Origin of the sequence: Rhizobacter sp. LjRoot28 (assembly GCF_964253025.1) — a bacterium.
Taxonomy (GTDB): Bacteria; Pseudomonadota; Gammaproteobacteria; order Burkholderiales; family Burkholderiaceae_C; genus Rhizobacter.
This window is the reverse complement of sequence record NZ_CAXUQC020000001.1, coordinates 806,551-821,115: the sequence shown is the minus strand read 5'-3', so window position 1 is coordinate 821,115 and position 14,565 is coordinate 806,551. Positions and strand designations below refer to the sequence as shown.

19 protein-coding genes are annotated in these 14,565 nt (G+C 68.7%); 9 read left to right on the top strand and 10 right to left on the bottom strand.

Going from position 1 to position 14,565, the window contains the following annotated elements; genetic code table 11:
- Window positions 1-18: 18 nt before the first annotated feature.
- From ACSQ2F_RS03915 to ACSQ2F_RS03905, 3 genes are all read right to left on the bottom strand, one after another.
- Complete coding sequence (locus tag ACSQ2F_RS03915) at window positions 19-669, bottom strand: TetR/AcrR family transcriptional regulator (protein ID WP_436019976.1); 651 nt, start codon at window positions 667-669, stop codon at window positions 19-21.
- A gap of 135 nt (window positions 670-804) precedes the next feature.
- The gene (locus ACSQ2F_RS03910) at window positions 805-1,515 is read right to left on the bottom strand and encodes an alpha/beta hydrolase (protein WP_436019974.1); all 711 of its coding nucleotides are present in this window, start codon (window positions 1,513-1,515) and stop codon (window positions 805-807) included.
- Window positions 1,516-1,591: 76 nt separating this feature from the next.
- Window positions 1,592-2,083 (bottom strand): BON domain-containing protein, encoded by a 492-nt coding sequence (locus ACSQ2F_RS03905; RefSeq protein WP_436019972.1) that lies wholly within the window; start codon window positions 2,081-2,083, stop codon window positions 1,592-1,594.
- Window positions 2,084-2,190: 107 nt separating this feature from the next.
- Between ACSQ2F_RS03905 and ACSQ2F_RS03900 the strand changes: the two genes are divergently transcribed.
- The 4 genes from ACSQ2F_RS03900 (at window position 2,191) to ACSQ2F_RS03885 (ending at window position 5,861) form a co-directional block, all read left to right on the top strand.
- The gene (locus ACSQ2F_RS03900) at window positions 2,191-2,829 is read left to right on the top strand and encodes an RluA family pseudouridine synthase (protein ID WP_436026722.1); all 639 of its coding nucleotides are present in this window, start codon (window positions 2,191-2,193) and stop codon (window positions 2,827-2,829) included.
- A complete protein-coding gene (locus ACSQ2F_RS03895) occupies window positions 2,813-4,051 on the top strand; it encodes an MFS transporter (RefSeq protein WP_436019970.1) in 1,239 nt (412 codons plus the stop codon). Before ACSQ2F_RS03900 ends, ACSQ2F_RS03895 begins: the two co-directional genes overlap by 17 nt.
- 90 nt (window positions 4,052-4,141) lie before the next feature.
- A complete protein-coding gene (locus ACSQ2F_RS03890; protein ID WP_436019968.1) occupies window positions 4,142-5,086 on the top strand; it encodes a Tim44 domain-containing protein in 945 nt (314 codons plus the stop codon).
- Window positions 5,087-5,096: 10 nt separating this feature from the next.
- Window positions 5,097-5,861: an SDR family NAD(P)-dependent oxidoreductase gene (locus ACSQ2F_RS03885; protein WP_436019966.1), complete on the top strand. Its 765-nt coding sequence runs from the start codon at window positions 5,097-5,099 to the stop codon at window positions 5,859-5,861.
- A gap of 144 nt (window positions 5,862-6,005) precedes the next feature.
- On the opposite strand, the gene ACSQ2F_RS03880 is transcribed toward ACSQ2F_RS03885, so the two are convergent.
- Together ACSQ2F_RS03880 and ACSQ2F_RS03875 are read right to left on the bottom strand one after the other, a co-directional pair.
- The gene (locus ACSQ2F_RS03880; RefSeq protein WP_436019964.1) at window positions 6,006-6,302 is read right to left on the bottom strand and encodes a hypothetical protein; all 297 of its coding nucleotides are present in this window, start codon (window positions 6,300-6,302) and stop codon (window positions 6,006-6,008) included.
- Between the two features lie 62 nt (window positions 6,303-6,364).
- Window positions 6,365-7,165 carry a 2OG-Fe dioxygenase family protein gene (locus ACSQ2F_RS03875; protein ID WP_436019962.1) on the bottom strand — a complete coding sequence of 267 codons (801 nt, stop codon included), beginning with the start codon at window positions 7,163-7,165 and terminating at the stop codon, window positions 6,365-6,367.
- Window positions 7,166-7,230: 65 nt separating this feature from the next.
- On the opposite strand from ACSQ2F_RS03875, the gene trhA reads away from it, so the two are divergent.
- The 3 genes from trhA (at window position 7,231) to ACSQ2F_RS03860 (ending at window position 8,916) form a co-directional block, all read left to right on the top strand.
- Window positions 7,231-7,845, top strand: a complete 615-nt coding sequence (trhA, locus tag ACSQ2F_RS03870) for a PAQR family membrane homeostasis protein TrhA (RefSeq protein ID WP_436019960.1) — start codon at window positions 7,231-7,233, stop codon at window positions 7,843-7,845.
- Window positions 7,838-8,146 carry a VF530 family DNA-binding protein gene (locus tag ACSQ2F_RS03865; RefSeq protein ID WP_436019958.1) on the top strand — a complete coding sequence of 103 codons (309 nt, stop codon included), beginning with the start codon at window positions 7,838-7,840 and terminating at the stop codon, window positions 8,144-8,146. The genes trhA and ACSQ2F_RS03865 overlap by 8 nt, the downstream gene beginning before the upstream one ends.
- A gap of 200 nt (window positions 8,147-8,346) precedes the next feature.
- A complete protein-coding gene (locus ACSQ2F_RS03860) occupies window positions 8,347-8,916 on the top strand; it encodes an outer membrane beta-barrel protein (protein ID WP_436019956.1) in 570 nt (189 codons plus the stop codon).
- A gap of 90 nt (window positions 8,917-9,006) precedes the next feature.
- Here ACSQ2F_RS03860 and ACSQ2F_RS03855 read toward each other — a convergent pair whose 3' ends face one another.
- From ACSQ2F_RS03855 to ACSQ2F_RS03845, 3 genes are all read right to left on the bottom strand, one after another.
- Window positions 9,007-9,246 carry an RNA-binding S4 domain-containing protein gene (locus tag ACSQ2F_RS03855; protein WP_436019954.1) on the bottom strand — a complete coding sequence of 80 codons (240 nt, stop codon included), beginning with the start codon at window positions 9,244-9,246 and terminating at the stop codon, window positions 9,007-9,009.
- Between the two features lie 165 nt (window positions 9,247-9,411).
- Window positions 9,412-10,269 carry an S-formylglutathione hydrolase gene (gene fghA / locus ACSQ2F_RS03850; RefSeq protein WP_436019952.1) on the bottom strand — a complete coding sequence of 286 codons (858 nt, stop codon included), beginning with the start codon at window positions 10,267-10,269 and terminating at the stop codon, window positions 9,412-9,414.
- A 1-nt stretch (window position 10,270) separates the two neighbouring features.
- Window positions 10,271-11,377 (bottom strand): S-(hydroxymethyl)glutathione dehydrogenase/class III alcohol dehydrogenase, encoded by a 1,107-nt coding sequence (locus ACSQ2F_RS03845; protein WP_436019950.1) that lies wholly within the window; start codon window positions 11,375-11,377, stop codon window positions 10,271-10,273.
- Window positions 11,378-11,698: 321 nt separating this feature from the next.
- Here ACSQ2F_RS03845 and ACSQ2F_RS03840 point away from each other — a divergent pair, with 321 nt between their 5' ends.
- Window positions 11,699-11,914 carry a cold-shock protein gene (locus ACSQ2F_RS03840; RefSeq protein ID WP_436019948.1) on the top strand — a complete coding sequence of 72 codons (216 nt, stop codon included), beginning with the start codon at window positions 11,699-11,701 and terminating at the stop codon, window positions 11,912-11,914.
- 100 nt (window positions 11,915-12,014) lie between these two features.
- Here the strand turns inward: ACSQ2F_RS03840 and ACSQ2F_RS03835 are convergent, their stop codons facing one another.
- Window positions 12,015-12,452 carry a hypothetical protein gene (locus tag ACSQ2F_RS03835; protein ID WP_436019946.1) on the bottom strand — a complete coding sequence of 146 codons (438 nt, stop codon included), beginning with the start codon at window positions 12,450-12,452 and terminating at the stop codon, window positions 12,015-12,017.
- A gap of 155 nt (window positions 12,453-12,607) precedes the next feature.
- Window positions 12,608-13,255 carry a lipocalin family protein gene (locus ACSQ2F_RS03830; RefSeq protein WP_436019944.1) on the bottom strand — a complete coding sequence of 216 codons (648 nt, stop codon included), beginning with the start codon at window positions 13,253-13,255 and terminating at the stop codon, window positions 12,608-12,610.
- 200 nt (window positions 13,256-13,455) lie between these two features.
- Here ACSQ2F_RS03830 and ACSQ2F_RS03825 point away from each other — a divergent pair, with 200 nt between their 5' ends.
- Entirely contained in the window at window positions 13,456-14,493 is a 1,038-nt protein-coding gene (locus tag ACSQ2F_RS03825) for an NADP-dependent oxidoreductase (RefSeq protein ID WP_436019942.1), read from the top strand.
- Window positions 14,494-14,565 lie beyond the last annotated feature (72 nt).

The following is a 14,565-nucleotide window of genomic DNA, read 5'->3' as shown; positions in this document are numbered from 1 at the left end:
CTGCCGGCCGGGAGGCGCTCAGGCCGTGAAGCTGACGTAGGTGGAACGGATGCGGTAGTACGCCGCCAGGGCACGCGCCTGGTGACGGGGGTCCTGGGACATGCGGGTGTCGTAGAGGTAGCCGAGCATCAGGCCGAAGATCTCGAACACCAGCTGACCGGGGTCGGTGTCACCGCGCAGCTGACCGAGCTTCACGGCGTGGGCCACGAGACCTTCCAGGCGCTTGCGCCAGTTGCTCATGCCGCTTTGCAGGCGCCGACCGAGTTCGCTCACGTCCTCGCCCGACTGCGATTCGTAGTGGGCGCCGAGCAGCGCCTTCATGCTGCCGCCGTGAGCGATCCACAGCCGGACGACGGCGTCGACCTGCGGCAGACCGGGCTTCTCGGACAGGGTGGGAATGAGCACCATGTCGCGGAACTGGCGCTCGCACTCGTCGACCACCAGCAACTGCAGGGCTTCGAGCGAGCCGACGCGCACGAACACGCCGCTCTTGCTGATGCCGAGCTGCTTGGCGATGTCACCCAGGGCCAGGTTCTGCAACCCATGGCGGGCCGTCAGGTCCATCGCCGAATTGACGATGGCCGCGAGCGTCTGTTCGCTCTTTTCGCGCTTCCGGCCGGTGCCGGTTGCCGTCTTCTGTTTTTCCACGATCTGCGTCTCGGATCTCATGGACCCTTCCCCCAGCGTCATTTGCCCGCAATCAAACCACGGATTTTCCGCGGTTTTGCTACGGAAAATGCTTACAAAGGGGCAACTGTAGCCGACGCCGCGCGCGACCGAGCGGGCCGCAAGACAGAACGCAGCTCAGGCCGACCAGCAGTCCACGAGCGCGCGGTTCACCGCTTCGGGCTGCTCGATCGTGGAGAGGTGGCCGCAGTCAGGGACGCTGACAAGCCGCGCACCCGGGATGGCCGCGGCCATTTCCTCTGACAGTGCGGGCGGAATGAGCTGGTCGTGCTCACCCGTCAGCACCAGGGTGGGACAGGCAATGCTCGGCAGCAGCGGCCGGGAATCGATGCGCGACAGGATGGCCTGCTGCTGGCGGATGAAGGCGGGGGCGCCCGTCTCTCGGCCCATGGCCCGCACCACCGCCTTCAGGGCCGCATCCTCGGCGCGGGCCGGTGCCACGAGCTTCGGGTAGGTGGTTTCGATCACGCTGTCGAACTTCCCGCTCTCGGCATCGGCCATCTGTTGCCGACGGCGCTCGGTCGCCTCGGGCGTGTCGGGCCGCGCCGACGTGTTGAGGAGGGCCAGCCGTTTCACCCGGTCGGGCGCCTGCCGCAGGATCTCGAAGGCGACGTACCCGCCCATCGAAATGCCCGCCAGGCCGAAGACCGGAGGTGCCGCCGCAAGAATGCCGCGCGCGATGGCCGCCATGCTGTCCTGGCCACGGTGGTCGGCCACCATCACTGGCCCGAACGTCCAGAGCGCCGACAGCTGGGCCTCGTACACGCGGGGCGTACAGAAGAGACCCGGCACGAAGACGGTGGGCAACGCGGAGGTTTCGGAGGTCATGCGGCATCTTTCCGCCCGGTCGGGCGTGCTGTCAAGCAAGGATCGGCTCGGCCGGGGTCGGCTTGCCCGGCCGGAATTACAGGTTCGTCGTCACGCTCAACTGGTTGTCCACGCCGGTCACGCCCTTCACCTGCGATGCGATCTGGGTGGCTCGCTCGCGGGCGGAATCACTCGGCGCGGAGCCGCGCAGGGCGACCTTGCCGCCGTCAGTGTCGACGTCGATGCGCGTCGCGCTCAGCGACGCGTCGCGCGCCAGTTCAGCGTTCACCGCGGTCGTGATGGCGGCATCGCTGACCTTGGCGCTGGCGCGGTCACCGAGCTGCTCGAGATCGCGAGACGCCTGCTCGCCGCCGGCCTGGGCGTCCCGACCGACCTGGCGCGCCCGGTCGCGCGCTTCGGCGATCTCCTGGCGGGCCTCGGCGCGCACTTCGTCGATCTTGCGTTCGGCGCGGGCAGCCACACTGTCCTCGGGCTCGACCTTGGGCTGAGGCACGTCGCGCGGCTCGCAGCCCGCCAGCACCACCGCGGCCCACAGCACACCGGCGGTCGACAGCTTGTACTTGTCCATGGGGCACTCCTGGGCGGTTCAGAGGCCAGAACGATAGGACGCGCGCCACGCGGCGACCATCGGCACCCCGCTCGACCGGACGTCGGACGATGCCCACAGCTGCGATGATGTCGGGCATGACTTCCTGGCTCCTGCACGACGACGACGCGCTGCTGATCGCCGCCAAGCCCGCCGGGCTGCTGTCCGTGCCCGGCCGGGGTGAGGACAAGCAGGACTGCCTGGCTGCCTGGGTTCAGGCCGAGTTTCCGGACGCCCAGATCGTGCACCGGCTCGACATGGCGACCTCGGGCCTCATGGTCTTCGCGCGCGGCAAGACGGCGCAACGCCAGCTCGGGGACGCCTTCGCCGGCCGCACGGTGAGCAAGCGCTACATCGCCGTCGTGGCCGGGCGGCCGGCGGCCGACGCGGGCGAGATCGACTTGCCACTCGCAGCGGACTGGCCACGGCGGCCGCGCCAACGGGTGGACGTGACGGCCGGGAAGCCCTCCCTCACCCGCTATCGACTGTTGTTCCACGATGAGGCGGGCAACACGTCGCGCCTCGAACTCGAGCCCGTCACGGGTCGCTCGCACCAGCTCCGGGTTCACCTGATGGCGATCGGCCACCCGATCGTCGGCGATGCCCTCTACGCACCGGAGGCCGTGCAGGCCCTGGCGCCCCGCTTGCTGCTGCACGCGCAGCGGCTCACCCTGCCCCACCCTTCCGACGGCCACCTGGTCAGCTTCGAACATGCCGCCCCCTTCTGAGCACCCTGCCGCCGAACCGTCCCTGTTCAAGGTTCGCGCCTTCATGCGCTTCTGGTACGCACGGGTGGCCGGCACGATGGGCAACCAGATGCTGATGGTGGCGGTGGGCTGGCAGATGTACGACCTGACCGGCAGCGCCTGGGATCTGGGCTTGGTCGGGCTCTTCCAGTTCCTGCCGTCGCTGCTGCTCACGCTGGTGGCCGGGCATGTGGCGGACCAGCACGATCGCAGCCGCGTGCTCGCCCTGTGCATGGCCGGGCAGGTGCTGATTGGCGGTGCCCTCGCCGCCAGCACGGCGCGCGGCGTGGTGTCGCGCGACCTGCTGCTTGTCCTGTCGGTGGCGCTCGGCTGCGCCAAGGCCTTCCAGATGCCGGCGCAGCAGGCCCTGGTGCCGCTGCTCGTGCCACCGCCCATGCTTGCGAGGGCGCTGGCCTTCAGCTCGGCCGGCATGCAGACGGCCATCATCGGCGGGCCCGCGCTCGGCGGCTTCATCTACGTGGCCGGACCCACGACCGTCTACGCCACCTGCGCGGTGCTGTTCGCCCTCGCCGCCTTCCTGTTCACCCGCATCGGCCATCCCCATGTGCCTCGGGCCCGCGAGCCCATCAGCCTGGCGAGCCTGCTGGCCGGTGTTCACTTCATCCGCGAGCGTCCGGTGATGCTGGGGGCCATCTCGCTGGACCTGTTCGCCGTGCTCCTCGGCGGGGCCACGGCCCTGCTCCCGATCTTCGCCAAGGACATCCTGCACACCGGCCCCTGGGGCCTCGGCCTGCTCAGGGCCGCACCCGCCGTCGGTGCCCTCCTCATGTCGGCCGCGCTGACGCGCTGGCCGGTGTCCCGTCGGGTCGGCCACGTGATGTTCGCATCGGTCGCGGTGTTCGGGCTGTCCATGGTGGTGTTCGCGCTGTCGCGCAGTTTCGTGCTGTCGTTCCTGGCCTTGTGGGTGAGCGGCGCGGCCGACATGATCAGCGTGGTCATCCGCCAGTCGCTGGTGCAGCTCGAAACCCCGGACGGCATGAGGGGGCGCGTGAGCGCGGTGAACTCGGTGTTCATCGGCGCCTCGAACCAGCTGGGGGAGTTCGAATCCGGCGCCACCGCGGCGCTGCTCGGGCCCGTCGGCTCGGTGCTGGCGGGTGGGCTCGGTACGCTGCTGGTGGTGGCACTCTGGATGCGGTTTTTCCCTGCGCTGGCACGTCGACAGAACTTGTCGGGGCCCGAATGACTCACAATCACCTTGAGCGCGATCAAGGCGGCCCCATCTGCGGATGCAGGGCGCCCGCCGCCCGAACCTGAAAGAACCGAGGAAATTCGAATGAAACGTCTGTTGTCCAGCGTCTGCCTGGTGCTCCTGAGCCTGACCGTGATGGTGCCCGACGCCGATGCCCGCCGCTTCGGCGGTGGCGGCACTTCGGGCATGAAGCGCACGACCCCTCCGCCCGCACCGGTGGCGCCCCCGGCCAAACAGGCCACGCCCGCGCCGACCAACGCCGCTGCGCCCACGGCCGGCGCTGCCGCTGCCGCAGCCCCGAAGCGCTCCTGGATGGGCCCGATCGCCGGCATTGCCGCCGGCCTCGGCATTGCGGCCCTGATGAGCCATCTGGGCATGGGCGCCGCCATGGGCAACATCCTCACCATGCTGCTGATGGCGGCGGCCGCGTTCTTCGTGATCCGCTTCCTGATGCGCCGCTTCGGCCCCCGTCCCGCCCAGAACGGTCTGCAGTTCGCCGGCGCCGGGAACAGCGCCGGCCACGGCCTGCACGCCGGCCAACCGGCCTCGCCGAATGCGGGCTGGCAGTCCGCGGGAACCACCGGCTCGAGCGCAGGCGCTGCATCGCCGGTGGGCGCATTCGCACCCGCGGCACCCGCGGCAGCCACAGCAAGCCTCCCGGCCGACTTCGATGCCGCCGGCTTCGAACGTGCCGCGAAGCTCATCTTCATCCGCATGCAGGCGGCCAACGACGTCGGCGACCTGAACGACCTGCGCGCCTTCACGACGCCGGAGATGTTCGCCTCGGTCAAGCTCGACCTGCAGGACCGCAAAGGCGCGCCGCAGCAGACCGACGTGGTGCAGCTCGACGCCCAGGTGGTGGACCACGCCGAGGAAAACGGCCAGTACGTCGTGAGCGTGCGCTTCCATGGCCTGATCCGCGAGGAGAAGGACACCGCGGCCTCTTCCTTCGACGAGGTGTGGCACCTGGTGAAGCCCGTCGACGGCAGCCGTGAGTGGGCCATCGCCGGCATCGCGCAATCGGCCTGAGGCCCGGGCGGTGAGTCGGGGCGCGGCGCTGTACATCGTCACCGGCAGTTCGCGGGGCCTCGGCGCCGCGATTGCCGAACAACTCCTGCAGCCGGGGCACCGGCTGCTGTGCATGGCGCGCCGGGCGAACGACGGGCTCGCCGAGTTGGCGAGCCGCCGCGGCGCCAGCCTGGAACAATGGCAAGTCGACCTGGCCGCACCGGCGACGGTGGCGGCTCGGCTCGATGACTGGCTCTGCGCGCTGGACGGCACGAGCATCGCCTCCGCCGCCCTCATCAACAACGCCGGTGTGCTCTCGCGCATGGGCCCGATCGACGCCACCACCTCGGACGACCTGGCCAACGCCTTGCGCGTCGGGCTCGAGGCACCGATGCTGCTGACCGCATCCTTCCTGCGGCAAACGCGTGGGTGGGCGGCGCCACGCAAGGTGCTCAACATTTCATCCGGGCTTGGCCGGCGCGCCATGGCAGGCAGCGCCAGCTATTGCGCTGCCAAGGCGGGCCTGGACCACTTCTCCCGCTGCACGGCCTTGGACGAGGCCGCACGCCCCAACGGCGCCCGCATCGTGTCGCTCGCGCCCGGCGTGATCGACACCGACATGCAGAGCGAACTGCGCGCGGGCGACCCGGCCGACTTTCCCGACCGCGCCAACTTCGTGAACCTCAAGACGGCGGGGCAGCTCGTCACGCCGGCCGAGACGGCCGCCCGCGTGCTGGGGTGGCTGGCTCGCGCGAACTTCGGCGAGACGGTCATCGGGGACGTGCGCGAGGCCTGACCCCGGCACGGCGCAGGCCGAAGGGCGGTTCACCGCGGGACGCGGCAGTGCCACGCGTGGCGGCAAACAACCGATTCGGCAACAAGGCCGGCGCGCGTCCCGGGGACGCGCCGCCTCCCCAAAGCCGCGCGCAAGCGCGCCCGCTCAGTCGCGTGGCTGAGGGATCTGCCGCTCCGGCACTTCGCGCACCTCGACGTCGATCACGTCGAGGGCGGCCGGGCTGCGCGGCCGGCCGCTGGCCGGCGCCGAACGCGCGCGCGCCTGCATCCGGGCCGCCATGGCCGACCACTGGGCCGGCCCGCCGAAACGGACCACGGGCTTGCGGCCGGTGATCAGGCTCCAGAGGAACACCCCCACGGCCGTCACCACGGCCAGCACGACGACCAGGGCGGCCATCACCAGTCCGGCCGAGATCAGCACCAGGCGGACCAGGGTGGACATCACATCGCGGAAAAACTGGATCAAGAGCATCCTCGCAGGCGGCCCGACGTCAGGCCAGCAAATCAGTTGGGGGCGGTCGCGGCGGGCACAAGGGCCTCCGCGGACGGCCCCTGGAACCCGGCCGATCGGAAGGTCAGCACCAAGGTGTCGCGATGACCATCCGGGGCCGTCGGCAGGATGGGGGTGCTTTCGTGGATGACCTTGGCATCGTCGAGCATCAGCAGCGTCCAGGGTTCGGTCAGGGTGAAGCGGATGCCGTGCGGCCCGTTGGCCTCGAAGACCCGGGTCTCGCCGCCCTTCACGCCGCGGCGATCGACCAGGATGACGGCAACGAAATCGACGCCGTCCCGGTGCGCGCCTTCGGGCGTCGGGCGACCGATGCCATCGGTGGTGTCAATGCGGAACTGGTGGGCCTCGACGAACCACGGCCGCGCACCGCGCAAGGCCGAGCAGGTGGCCGACAGCTGCACCAGCAGCCGGGCCCAGACCGGCTGGGCAAGCACGGCCTCGGTCATGGGTTCGAAGAGGCGTTCGATGCCGCCGTGCAAGGCGTTGTACTCGACCGGCTGCCAGTGGGCCCGGTGCGGGACCCGCTCGACCTGCTGGTCGTCGACGATGAAACAGGCGTGGCGCCGCCGCCGGTAGCGTCCGCCGTCACGCAGGTAGGCGTCGGCGGGAAGATCGTCCCACGTCGGCTGCAGGGCCGTCAGGGTCGGCAGCTCGGTGTCGAGCAAGGCGCACAGCCCGGCGGGGCTGACAACGGCGTGGCCGGTGGCGGCCAGCGCCCGCCCGAGTTGCAAGGGCGCCGCATAGGGCGGCGCGAGCGACGAGGCCAGGGTGGGCGGCGGCACGAGAGCGTTCATGCCGCGATGATGCCAGGAGTGTCATCGCGTTCTGGTAGCCTTCCCCCGTCCGGACCGGAAGAATCATGTACCACGGCGAACGTTTCAACAGCATCACTCACCTTGCCGGCCTCGTGCTGGCTGCCGCCGGGTCAGCGGTCCTCATCACCCGGGCCGCCGTCGCGGGAGACGCCTGGCAAGTGGTCAGCTTCAGCGTCTTCGCGGCCACCATGGTGCTCCTGTACGGTGCTTCGGCGGCGTACCACAGCGTGCGTGGTGCAGCCAAGCGGGTGCTCGTGAAGTGCGACCACTGCGCCATCTACCTGCTGATCGCCGGCACCTACACCCCCTTCACGCTCGTCACCCTGCGCGGTCCGTGGGGCTGGTCGCTCTTCGGCACGGTGTGGGGCCTCGCGATCATCGGCATCGTGAAAGAGCTGGCCGTGGGCCGCGAGCGGGTGCCGTCCGTGCCGCTGTACGTCGCGATGGGCTGGCTGGGTGTCATTGCCGCCGTACCGCTGTTCAACCAGCTGCCCGCCGAGGGACTCTTCTGGCTGGTCGCGGGCGGCCTGATGTACACCGTCGGCATCATCTTCTATGCCAACGACGAGCGCTGGCGCCACGCGCACGGCGTATGGCACCTCTTCGTGCTGGCCGGCACGGCCTGCCACTACTACACGGTGCTGAAGTTTGTTGCCTGATCATCGACCCGCTGAACAAGACGCGCTCGACCCCGCGGCGGCGTCAGCCGCGCCGGTCCAGGCGCGCAACCCGCTGCATGGCGTGACGCTCGAGCGCATCCTCAACGAACTGGTGGAGTTCGGCGGTTGGGACGGCCTCGCCGGCCAGGTGAACATCCGCTGCTTCACCCACGACCCGAGCGTCGCCTCGAGCCTCAAGTTCCTGCGTCGCACGCCATGGGCCCGCGCCAAGGTCGAGAGCCTCTACCTGTTCATGCTGCGCGAGAAAGCCCGCCGGGCGAAGGCCGGGGGCGGGCGCTGACGGGTCGTCGACCAATCCTTTCGCAAGGCAAAACCTGTAGGGATCGCCTGACACATTTCGGCCATACCGGCCGACGCGCCACGTCGGCGACGTCCGCTGCCGATTCAGCTGCGGGTTAACCATGATTCCTTCACCGGTCGCAGCCAGCGACCTCGTCCTCGGGCCCGATGGCCCGTGACCCAGTGAAAGGAAACGAACCGATGTCCAGCAAGACCCAACGCACCTTCCTCGCCACCGCACTGGCCGCCAGCGCTGCGGCCCTCGCCTTGCCTGCCCAGGCCCAGTTCATCAACCCGCAGGCTTCCGGCCCGTACATCGGCGTCGGCGCCGGTGCCGCCCGCCTGAAGGGCGACGACCTCCCCAGCGCGCCGACCGACCGCTCGGACACGGGCGCCAAGCTCTTCGCCGGCTACAACTTCAACCAGTACCTCGGTGCCGAAGTCGGCGTGATCAACACCGGCAAATTCGAGAGCTCGGCCGGCTCGCTGCGCGGCCAGGGGACGTACCTCGACGCCGTGGGCCGGGTGCCCTTGACGGGCGCCCTGTCGGCGACGGGCCGCCTCGGTGTGTTCCAGGGCAAGCTGAAGGATGGCCGCTCGGGCACGGAAGTCAGTGACGACGGCACCAACCTCAAGGGCGGCCTGGGCCTGCAGTACGACATCACGCGCAACCACGCGGTCGGCGCCGAATGGGAGCGCTATCGCTTCGACGGCAGCAACGGCAACGTCAACACCGACCTCTACACGGTGGGCTACAAGTACACCTTCTGAGGCCGCCCCGACGGCAACGGACACCGCCCGCTCGCCGGGCGGTTTTCGCTTGTAGGCGCGCCAGACTTCCGGGCGCGCGAGGCGGGGGCCTCAGTCCAGGGGCGCCGGCATGGTCGGCGCATGCACCCGCACGCGCAGGCCGGTGACGGCAACTTCCTGGCCCGCCCTGACCTTGCAGGTCTTGCGCAGCTCCGTATGACCGTCAACCTCGACGACGCCTTCGGCCACCATGGCCTTCGCGGCGCCACCACTGCCCGCAACGCCCGTGGCCTTGAGCAAGGCATCGAGCGGGATGAATTCGCCACGAAGCTCGAAGTCGATGATGTCCATGGGGAATGCCTTTGTGATGCGATGACCGGCTGCGCCTCGACAGGCGAGGCGCAGCCCACGCTGCGATTGTCGCCCTTCGCGGCCGGCGCGGAATCATCGGCGCACCGGTCGAATGCCAACTACTGCTGCGCCGGCTCGTCGCGTTGCCTGGGCGTCCGGCAACGCTCAGGCACAGAGCGCGGCGGCGTGATGGGCGACATGGTCGCCGACGACGGTCTGGATGAAGTAGTAGCCATGGTCGCTGTTCGCATGCCGGCGCACCGTGAGCGCCTGGCCGGCCTTGCGGCAGGCGGCCTCGAAGCGGTCCAGGTGCAGTTGCTCGGCCAGGAATTTGTCGGCCAGCCCCTGGTCGAGCAGCACCGGCGGCAAGGTGCCACCCCAGGTGACAAGCTCGGTGGCATCGTGGGCTGCCCAGGCATTGCGGTCCGGGCCGAGGTAGGCCAGGAAGGCCTTCTGGCCCCAGGGCGCCTGCATCGGCGCCGCGATCGGCGCGATGGCCGAGACGCTGCGATAAAGGTCCGGATGCCGCAGGGCCAGGGTCAGGGCCCCGTGCCCTCCCATCGAATGGCCGAAGACCCCGATGTGCCCCGGCCGGCAGGGGAAATGGCGGGCCAGCACCTCGGGCAGCTCCGCCGTGATCCAGCTGTCCATGCGCCAATGACGGTCCCAGGGGGCGGCCGTGGCATCGAGGTAGAAGCCGGCGCCCTCGCCGAAGTCCCACACCGCCGTGGCCCCCGGAACGCCGGTGTCGCGCGGGCTGGTGTCGGGCGTGACCAGCATCAGGCCGTGTCGCGCGGCATGCTGCTGTGCGCCGGCCTTCATGGCGAAGGTCTCCTCGGTGCAGGTGAGCCCCGCGAGGAACAGCAGCACCGGCACCGGACCGTGCGCGGCTTGCGGCGGCAGGTAGACGCCGAACTTCATCGGCAGCCCGATGCTGTCGGCCTGGTGCCGGTAGAAGCCTTGCACCCCGCCGAAGCAGGCGTGCTCGGAGAGCGTCTCGATGGACGTGCCGACGCCCGCCATGTCAGTACAGCACCACGGAGCGGATGGACTCGCCACGGTGCATGAGGTCGAAGCCCTCGTTGATGCGATCGAGCGGCATGGTGTGGGTGATCAGGTCGTCGATGTTGATGCGGCCTTCCATGTACCAGTCGACGATCTTCGGCACGTCGGTCCGGCCTCGGGCGCCGCCGAAGGCCGACCCTTTCCATTCGCGGCCGGTGACGAGCTGAAACGGCCGGGTGGCGATCTCCTCGCCGGCTGCCGCCACGCCGATGATGATGCTCTGGCCCCAACCCTTGTGGCAGCACTCGAGCGCCTGGCGCATGGTGGTGGTGTTGCCGATGCATTCGAAGCTGTAGTCGGCGCCGCCGTCGGTGAGCTGCACGATCGCGTCGACCACGTTGTCCACGTCGCGCGGATTGATGAAGTGCGTCATGCCGAAGCGGCGTGCCATCGCTTCACGGGCCGGATTGAGGTCGACGCCGATGATCTTGCCGGCACCCACCATCCTCGCGCCCTGGATGACGTTCAATCCGATCCCGCCCAGCCCGAACACCACGACGTTGGCCCCGGCCTCCACCTTGGCCGTGAACAGCACGGCACCGATGCCGGTCGTGACGCCGCACCCGATGTAGCAGACCTTGTCGAAGGGCGCGTCACCGCGGATCTTTGCCAATGCGATCTCGGGCGCCACGATGTGGTTGCTGAAGGTCGACGTGCCCATGTAGTGCAGGATGGGCTGGCCATCGATGGAGAAGCGGCTGGTGCCGTCCGGCATCAGCCCGCGGCCCTGGGTGCTGCGGATCTGCTGGCAGAGGTTGGTCTTGCGCGACAGGCAGAACTTGCACTGCCGGCATTCCGGCGTGTAGAGGGGAATGACGTGGTCGCCCGGGCGCAGGGAGGTGACACCCGCACCGACGTCCCGGACGATGCCCGCCCCTTCATGGCCAAGGATGGCAGGGAACAGCCCTTCCGGGTCTGCGCCCGACAGCGTGTAGGCGTCGGTATGGCAAATACCGGTCGCCATGATTTCAACCAACACCTCGCCGGCCCGCGGCCCTTCCAGGTCGACGGTTTCGATGGTCAGGGGCTGACCGGCTTTCCAGGCCACGGCGGCGCGGGTCTTCATGGGCTTTCTCCAGGAGCGGGGGGCCGCACGCGGCGGCCGGGGAGGCATTGTGTCAGCCGTCTCGATCGCTTGCAGGGCCACGGTCCAAACCCGCGTCACATCCACTCGCACATGGGTAATCGGGTGCAAGGCGAAGCGTGGTGTATAGTCGGCGTACAGGAATGCGCAAGGCTATTACTTGTGAGTGATCTTTTTTGATGCCGCCCTGGTTCCAGGCCGGTTCGCTAGAAATCCCCCCCGAATAAAGATTCTTGAGTGTGACTGGCACGCGTGGCATGTGCTTCGCGTGACTTTTGTGATCGATAGATAGGAACTCGTCCCATGACGACCCAAACCCAAACCGGTACCGTGAAGTGGTTCAATGAGAGCAAGGGCTTCGGCTTCATCGCTCAGGACGCTGGCGGCGCCGACCTGTTCGCGCACTTCCGCGACATCAGCGGCAGCGGCTTCAAGACCCTGCTGGAAAACCAGCGCGTCGAATTCGAAGTGAAGCAAGGCCAGAAGGGCCTGCAAGCTGCGAACATTCGCGTGCTCTGATTCGCCACTGCCGCCCGCGGGCGGCTCGTGCGCATCATGAAAAGCGCGGCCCTCGGGCCGCGTTTTTTTTCGCCTGCCGCCTGTCGGCGACGTTGCCTGATCAGGAGCGCGTGCCCTTCTCGTTGGCGTCGTGAATGATGCGGATGAGGTGAGACTCCGTGCTGAATCCGCCGTTGGACGCGAAGGTCAGCCGGCCCAGTCCCTTGTAGAGGTACTCCTGGCGGTAGGTGTCGGAACCGATCGACCAGAGGAACCCCTTGCCGGTGATGTACGAGTGCTCATCGGTGGGCGTGCCGATCAGCTTCTTCACCTCCTTCATGCTCATGCCCATCCTGAGCTGGTTGAACTTGCTGTCAGGCGCCGGCGTGCCGCGGACTTCGCCGGCCTTGCCGTCGTGTTGCACCCGCTCCCCTTGCTGCGGCTTGGCGGCAGAGGCGTTGGCCGCCTCGGCCTTGGGAGCACGGGTGCCACAAGCGCTTGTCAGCGCGAGTGCACAGGCGAGAGGAGCAAGCAGGAGCGAACGGACGGTGAGATTCATGGTGGCCTTCCCTTGGGCGATGGAGTTGTCCGCCGCACTAGACGCGAGAAGGCATGGCCTCGCAAGATTTCTTACGACGCGACACCTTGTCGAGCGACTTAGGGATACCGTTCGTCGCCTGAAGGACGCACCGGTCGGGCGTGAACGCCCCTGTCTCAGAGGGCCGCGCGCTGCTGCGCCGGCGGCGCCGAAACGGCCCACACGAGGCGTCTGACACTCGCACCGAGGCTCGCGGCCGGGGATGTCGACGAGCCCTGCGGGGTCCGCACCAGCTTGTCGACCGGATAGCCCGCGAGGCGAAGCCGGTCCACGATGCCGTCATAGGTGCTTGCCTCCAGCGAAGGCGTGCGGGACAGCACCCACAGGTACTCGCGACTCGGCTCGCTGACCACCGCATAGCGGTACTCGGGGTCTAGCATCACGACCCAGTAGTCACCCCGGCCGATGCGCAGCCATTGGAGCCAGGACGGCAGAAAGCTCACCTTCAGCTGGGCTCCGGACGTGTCGCCCGGCGCAGTGGTGGCGCGACCCTCGCTCTCGCTCATGTCGCCGTCGCGCTTGCGGCAGCGGTTGATGACCTGCACCGAACCGTCGGCATTCGGCGAGTAGGTGGCCGTGACGTCGCCGGCGCACTGGTCCTGGAAGCGGTTCGGCAGTCGGGCCAACTCGTACCAGGTGCCCGCATAGCGCTGAAGGTCCAACTTGGGAACGCTCTGGACGGGCGGCGCGGCAAAGAGCGAGTTCAGGGCCAGGAGGCCAGCCAGCGCAACCGCACCCGGAAGACGTTTCAGCGCGGCTTTCATGGGGGATTCCTTCCTCGTCGTGATGGCTTCGACTATAGGAACGCCGCGACGCGCAGACTGTCGGGCGTGCGCGCCACGTGCTGTGGGCCTCATCCGACAATGGGCCGATTCACGCGCCCGCACGGTGACAAACGCGCGACAGGCCCGGCTGCCCGCCCGGTCTACCATCGCCCTCCCCTCGTGAACCGCCCGAAGCCACCATGACGACGACCACCTCGCTGACCAACCACCAGGTTCGACTCGCCGCCCGCCCCGTGGGCATGCCCACCCGCGACAACTGGCGCTTCACCGACGAACCGGTGCCGCCGCTCACCGACGGCGACGTGCTGGTGAAGACACTGGCCCTGTCGCTCGACCCGGCCATGCGTGGCTGGATGAACGAAGGCAAGAGCTACATCCCGCCGGTCGGCATCGACGAGGTGATGCGCGCCGGTGGCGTCGGGGTGGTCATCGACTCCCGCAATCCGCAGTTTCCGGTCGGCGCCCACGTGAGCGGCTCGCTCGGCGTGCAAACCCATTGCCTGGTCCCGGGCGCAGACATCCGCCGCGCCGGCCTCGCCCCGATCGACACCCGCGTCGGGAGCCTCACCCAATGGCTCAACGTGCTGGGCATGCCCGGCATGACCGGCTACTTCGGCCTGATGGACGTCGGCCAGCCCAGGGCGGGCGAGACGCTGGTCGTTTCCGGTGCCGCCGGTGCCGTGGGCCAGACCGTGGGCCAGTTGGCCAAGATCCTCGGGCTGCGCGCCGTCGGCATTGCCGGCGGCAAGGCCAAGTGCGACTGGGTGGTGAACGAACTCGGCTTTGACGCGTGCATCGACTACAAGGCCGGTCCCATCAAGGACGCCCTGCGCCAGGCCTGCCCCAATGGGGTCGACATCTATTTCGACAACGTCGGTGGCGAGATCCTCGACACGGTGCTGACCCGCATCAACCGGAAGGCCCGCATCGTCATCTGCGGTGCCATCAGCCAGTACAACAACACGACGCCGGTCAAGGGACCGTCCAACTACATGTCGCTGCTCGTCAACCGCGCACGCATGGAGGGCATCGTGGTCTTCGACTATGCCGACCGCTACCCGCAGGCCATCACCGAGATGGCCGGCTACCTGCGCGAGGGTCGGATGAAGAGCAAGGAGGACGTGGTCGAGGGCATCGACACGTTCCCCGAGACCCTGCTCAAGCTCTTCAACGGCGAGAACTTCGGCAAGCTCGTGCTGAAAGTCGCAGACGCCTGAGGGCAGGCATCCCCCGGTCACGGGGCTTCCCGGAGACGCGGCGCCGCCGCGCGAGGCTAGACTTCGTCAGCC

Bases quoted from the DNA above. Each gene is read 5' to 3' on its own strand.
- ACSQ2F_RS03915 (WP_436019976.1), bottom strand. From the start codon at position 669: ATGAGATCCGAGACGCAGATCGTGGAAAAACAGAAGACGGCAACCGGC.
- ACSQ2F_RS03910 (WP_436019974.1), bottom strand. From the start codon at position 1,515: ATGACCTCCGAAACCTCCGCGTTGCCCACCGTCTTCGTGCCGGGTCTC.
- ACSQ2F_RS03905 (WP_436019972.1), bottom strand. From the start codon at position 2,083: ATGGACAAGTACAAGCTGTCGACCGCCGGTGTGCTGTGGGCCGCGGTG.
- ACSQ2F_RS03900 (WP_436026722.1), top strand. From the start codon at position 2,191: ATGTCGGGCATGACTTCCTGGCTCCTGCACGACGACGACGCGCTGCTG.
- ACSQ2F_RS03895 (WP_436019970.1), top strand. From the start codon at position 2,813: ATGCCGCCCCCTTCTGAGCACCCTGCCGCCGAACCGTCCCTGTTCAAG.
- ACSQ2F_RS03890 (WP_436019968.1), top strand. From the start codon at position 4,142: ATGAAACGTCTGTTGTCCAGCGTCTGCCTGGTGCTCCTGAGCCTGACC.
- ACSQ2F_RS03880 (WP_436019964.1), bottom strand. From the start codon at position 6,302: ATGTCCACCCTGGTCCGCCTGGTGCTGATCTCGGCCGGACTGGTGATG.
- ACSQ2F_RS03875 (WP_436019962.1), bottom strand. From the start codon at position 7,165: ATGAACGCTCTCGTGCCGCCGCCCACCCTGGCCTCGTCGCTCGCGCCG.
- trhA (WP_436019960.1), top strand. From the start codon at position 7,231: ATGTACCACGGCGAACGTTTCAACAGCATCACTCACCTTGCCGGCCTC.
- ACSQ2F_RS03860 (WP_436019956.1), top strand. From the start codon at position 8,347: ATGTCCAGCAAGACCCAACGCACCTTCCTCGCCACCGCACTGGCCGCC.
- ACSQ2F_RS03855 (WP_436019954.1), bottom strand. From the start codon at position 9,246: ATGGACATCATCGACTTCGAGCTTCGTGGCGAATTCATCCCGCTCGAT.
- fghA (WP_436019952.1), bottom strand. From the start codon at position 10,269: ATGGCGGGCGTCGGCACGTCCATCGAGACGCTCTCCGAGCACGCCTGC.
- ACSQ2F_RS03845 (WP_436019950.1), bottom strand. From the start codon at position 11,377: ATGAAGACCCGCGCCGCCGTGGCCTGGAAAGCCGGTCAGCCCCTGACC.
- ACSQ2F_RS03840 (WP_436019948.1), top strand. From the start codon at position 11,699: ATGACGACCCAAACCCAAACCGGTACCGTGAAGTGGTTCAATGAGAGC.
- ACSQ2F_RS03835 (WP_436019946.1), bottom strand. From the start codon at position 12,452: ATGAATCTCACCGTCCGTTCGCTCCTGCTTGCTCCTCTCGCCTGTGCA.
- ACSQ2F_RS03830 (WP_436019944.1), bottom strand. From the start codon at position 13,255: ATGAAAGCCGCGCTGAAACGTCTTCCGGGTGCGGTTGCGCTGGCTGGC.
- ACSQ2F_RS03825 (WP_436019942.1), top strand. From the start codon at position 13,456: ATGACGACGACCACCTCGCTGACCAACCACCAGGTTCGACTCGCCGCC.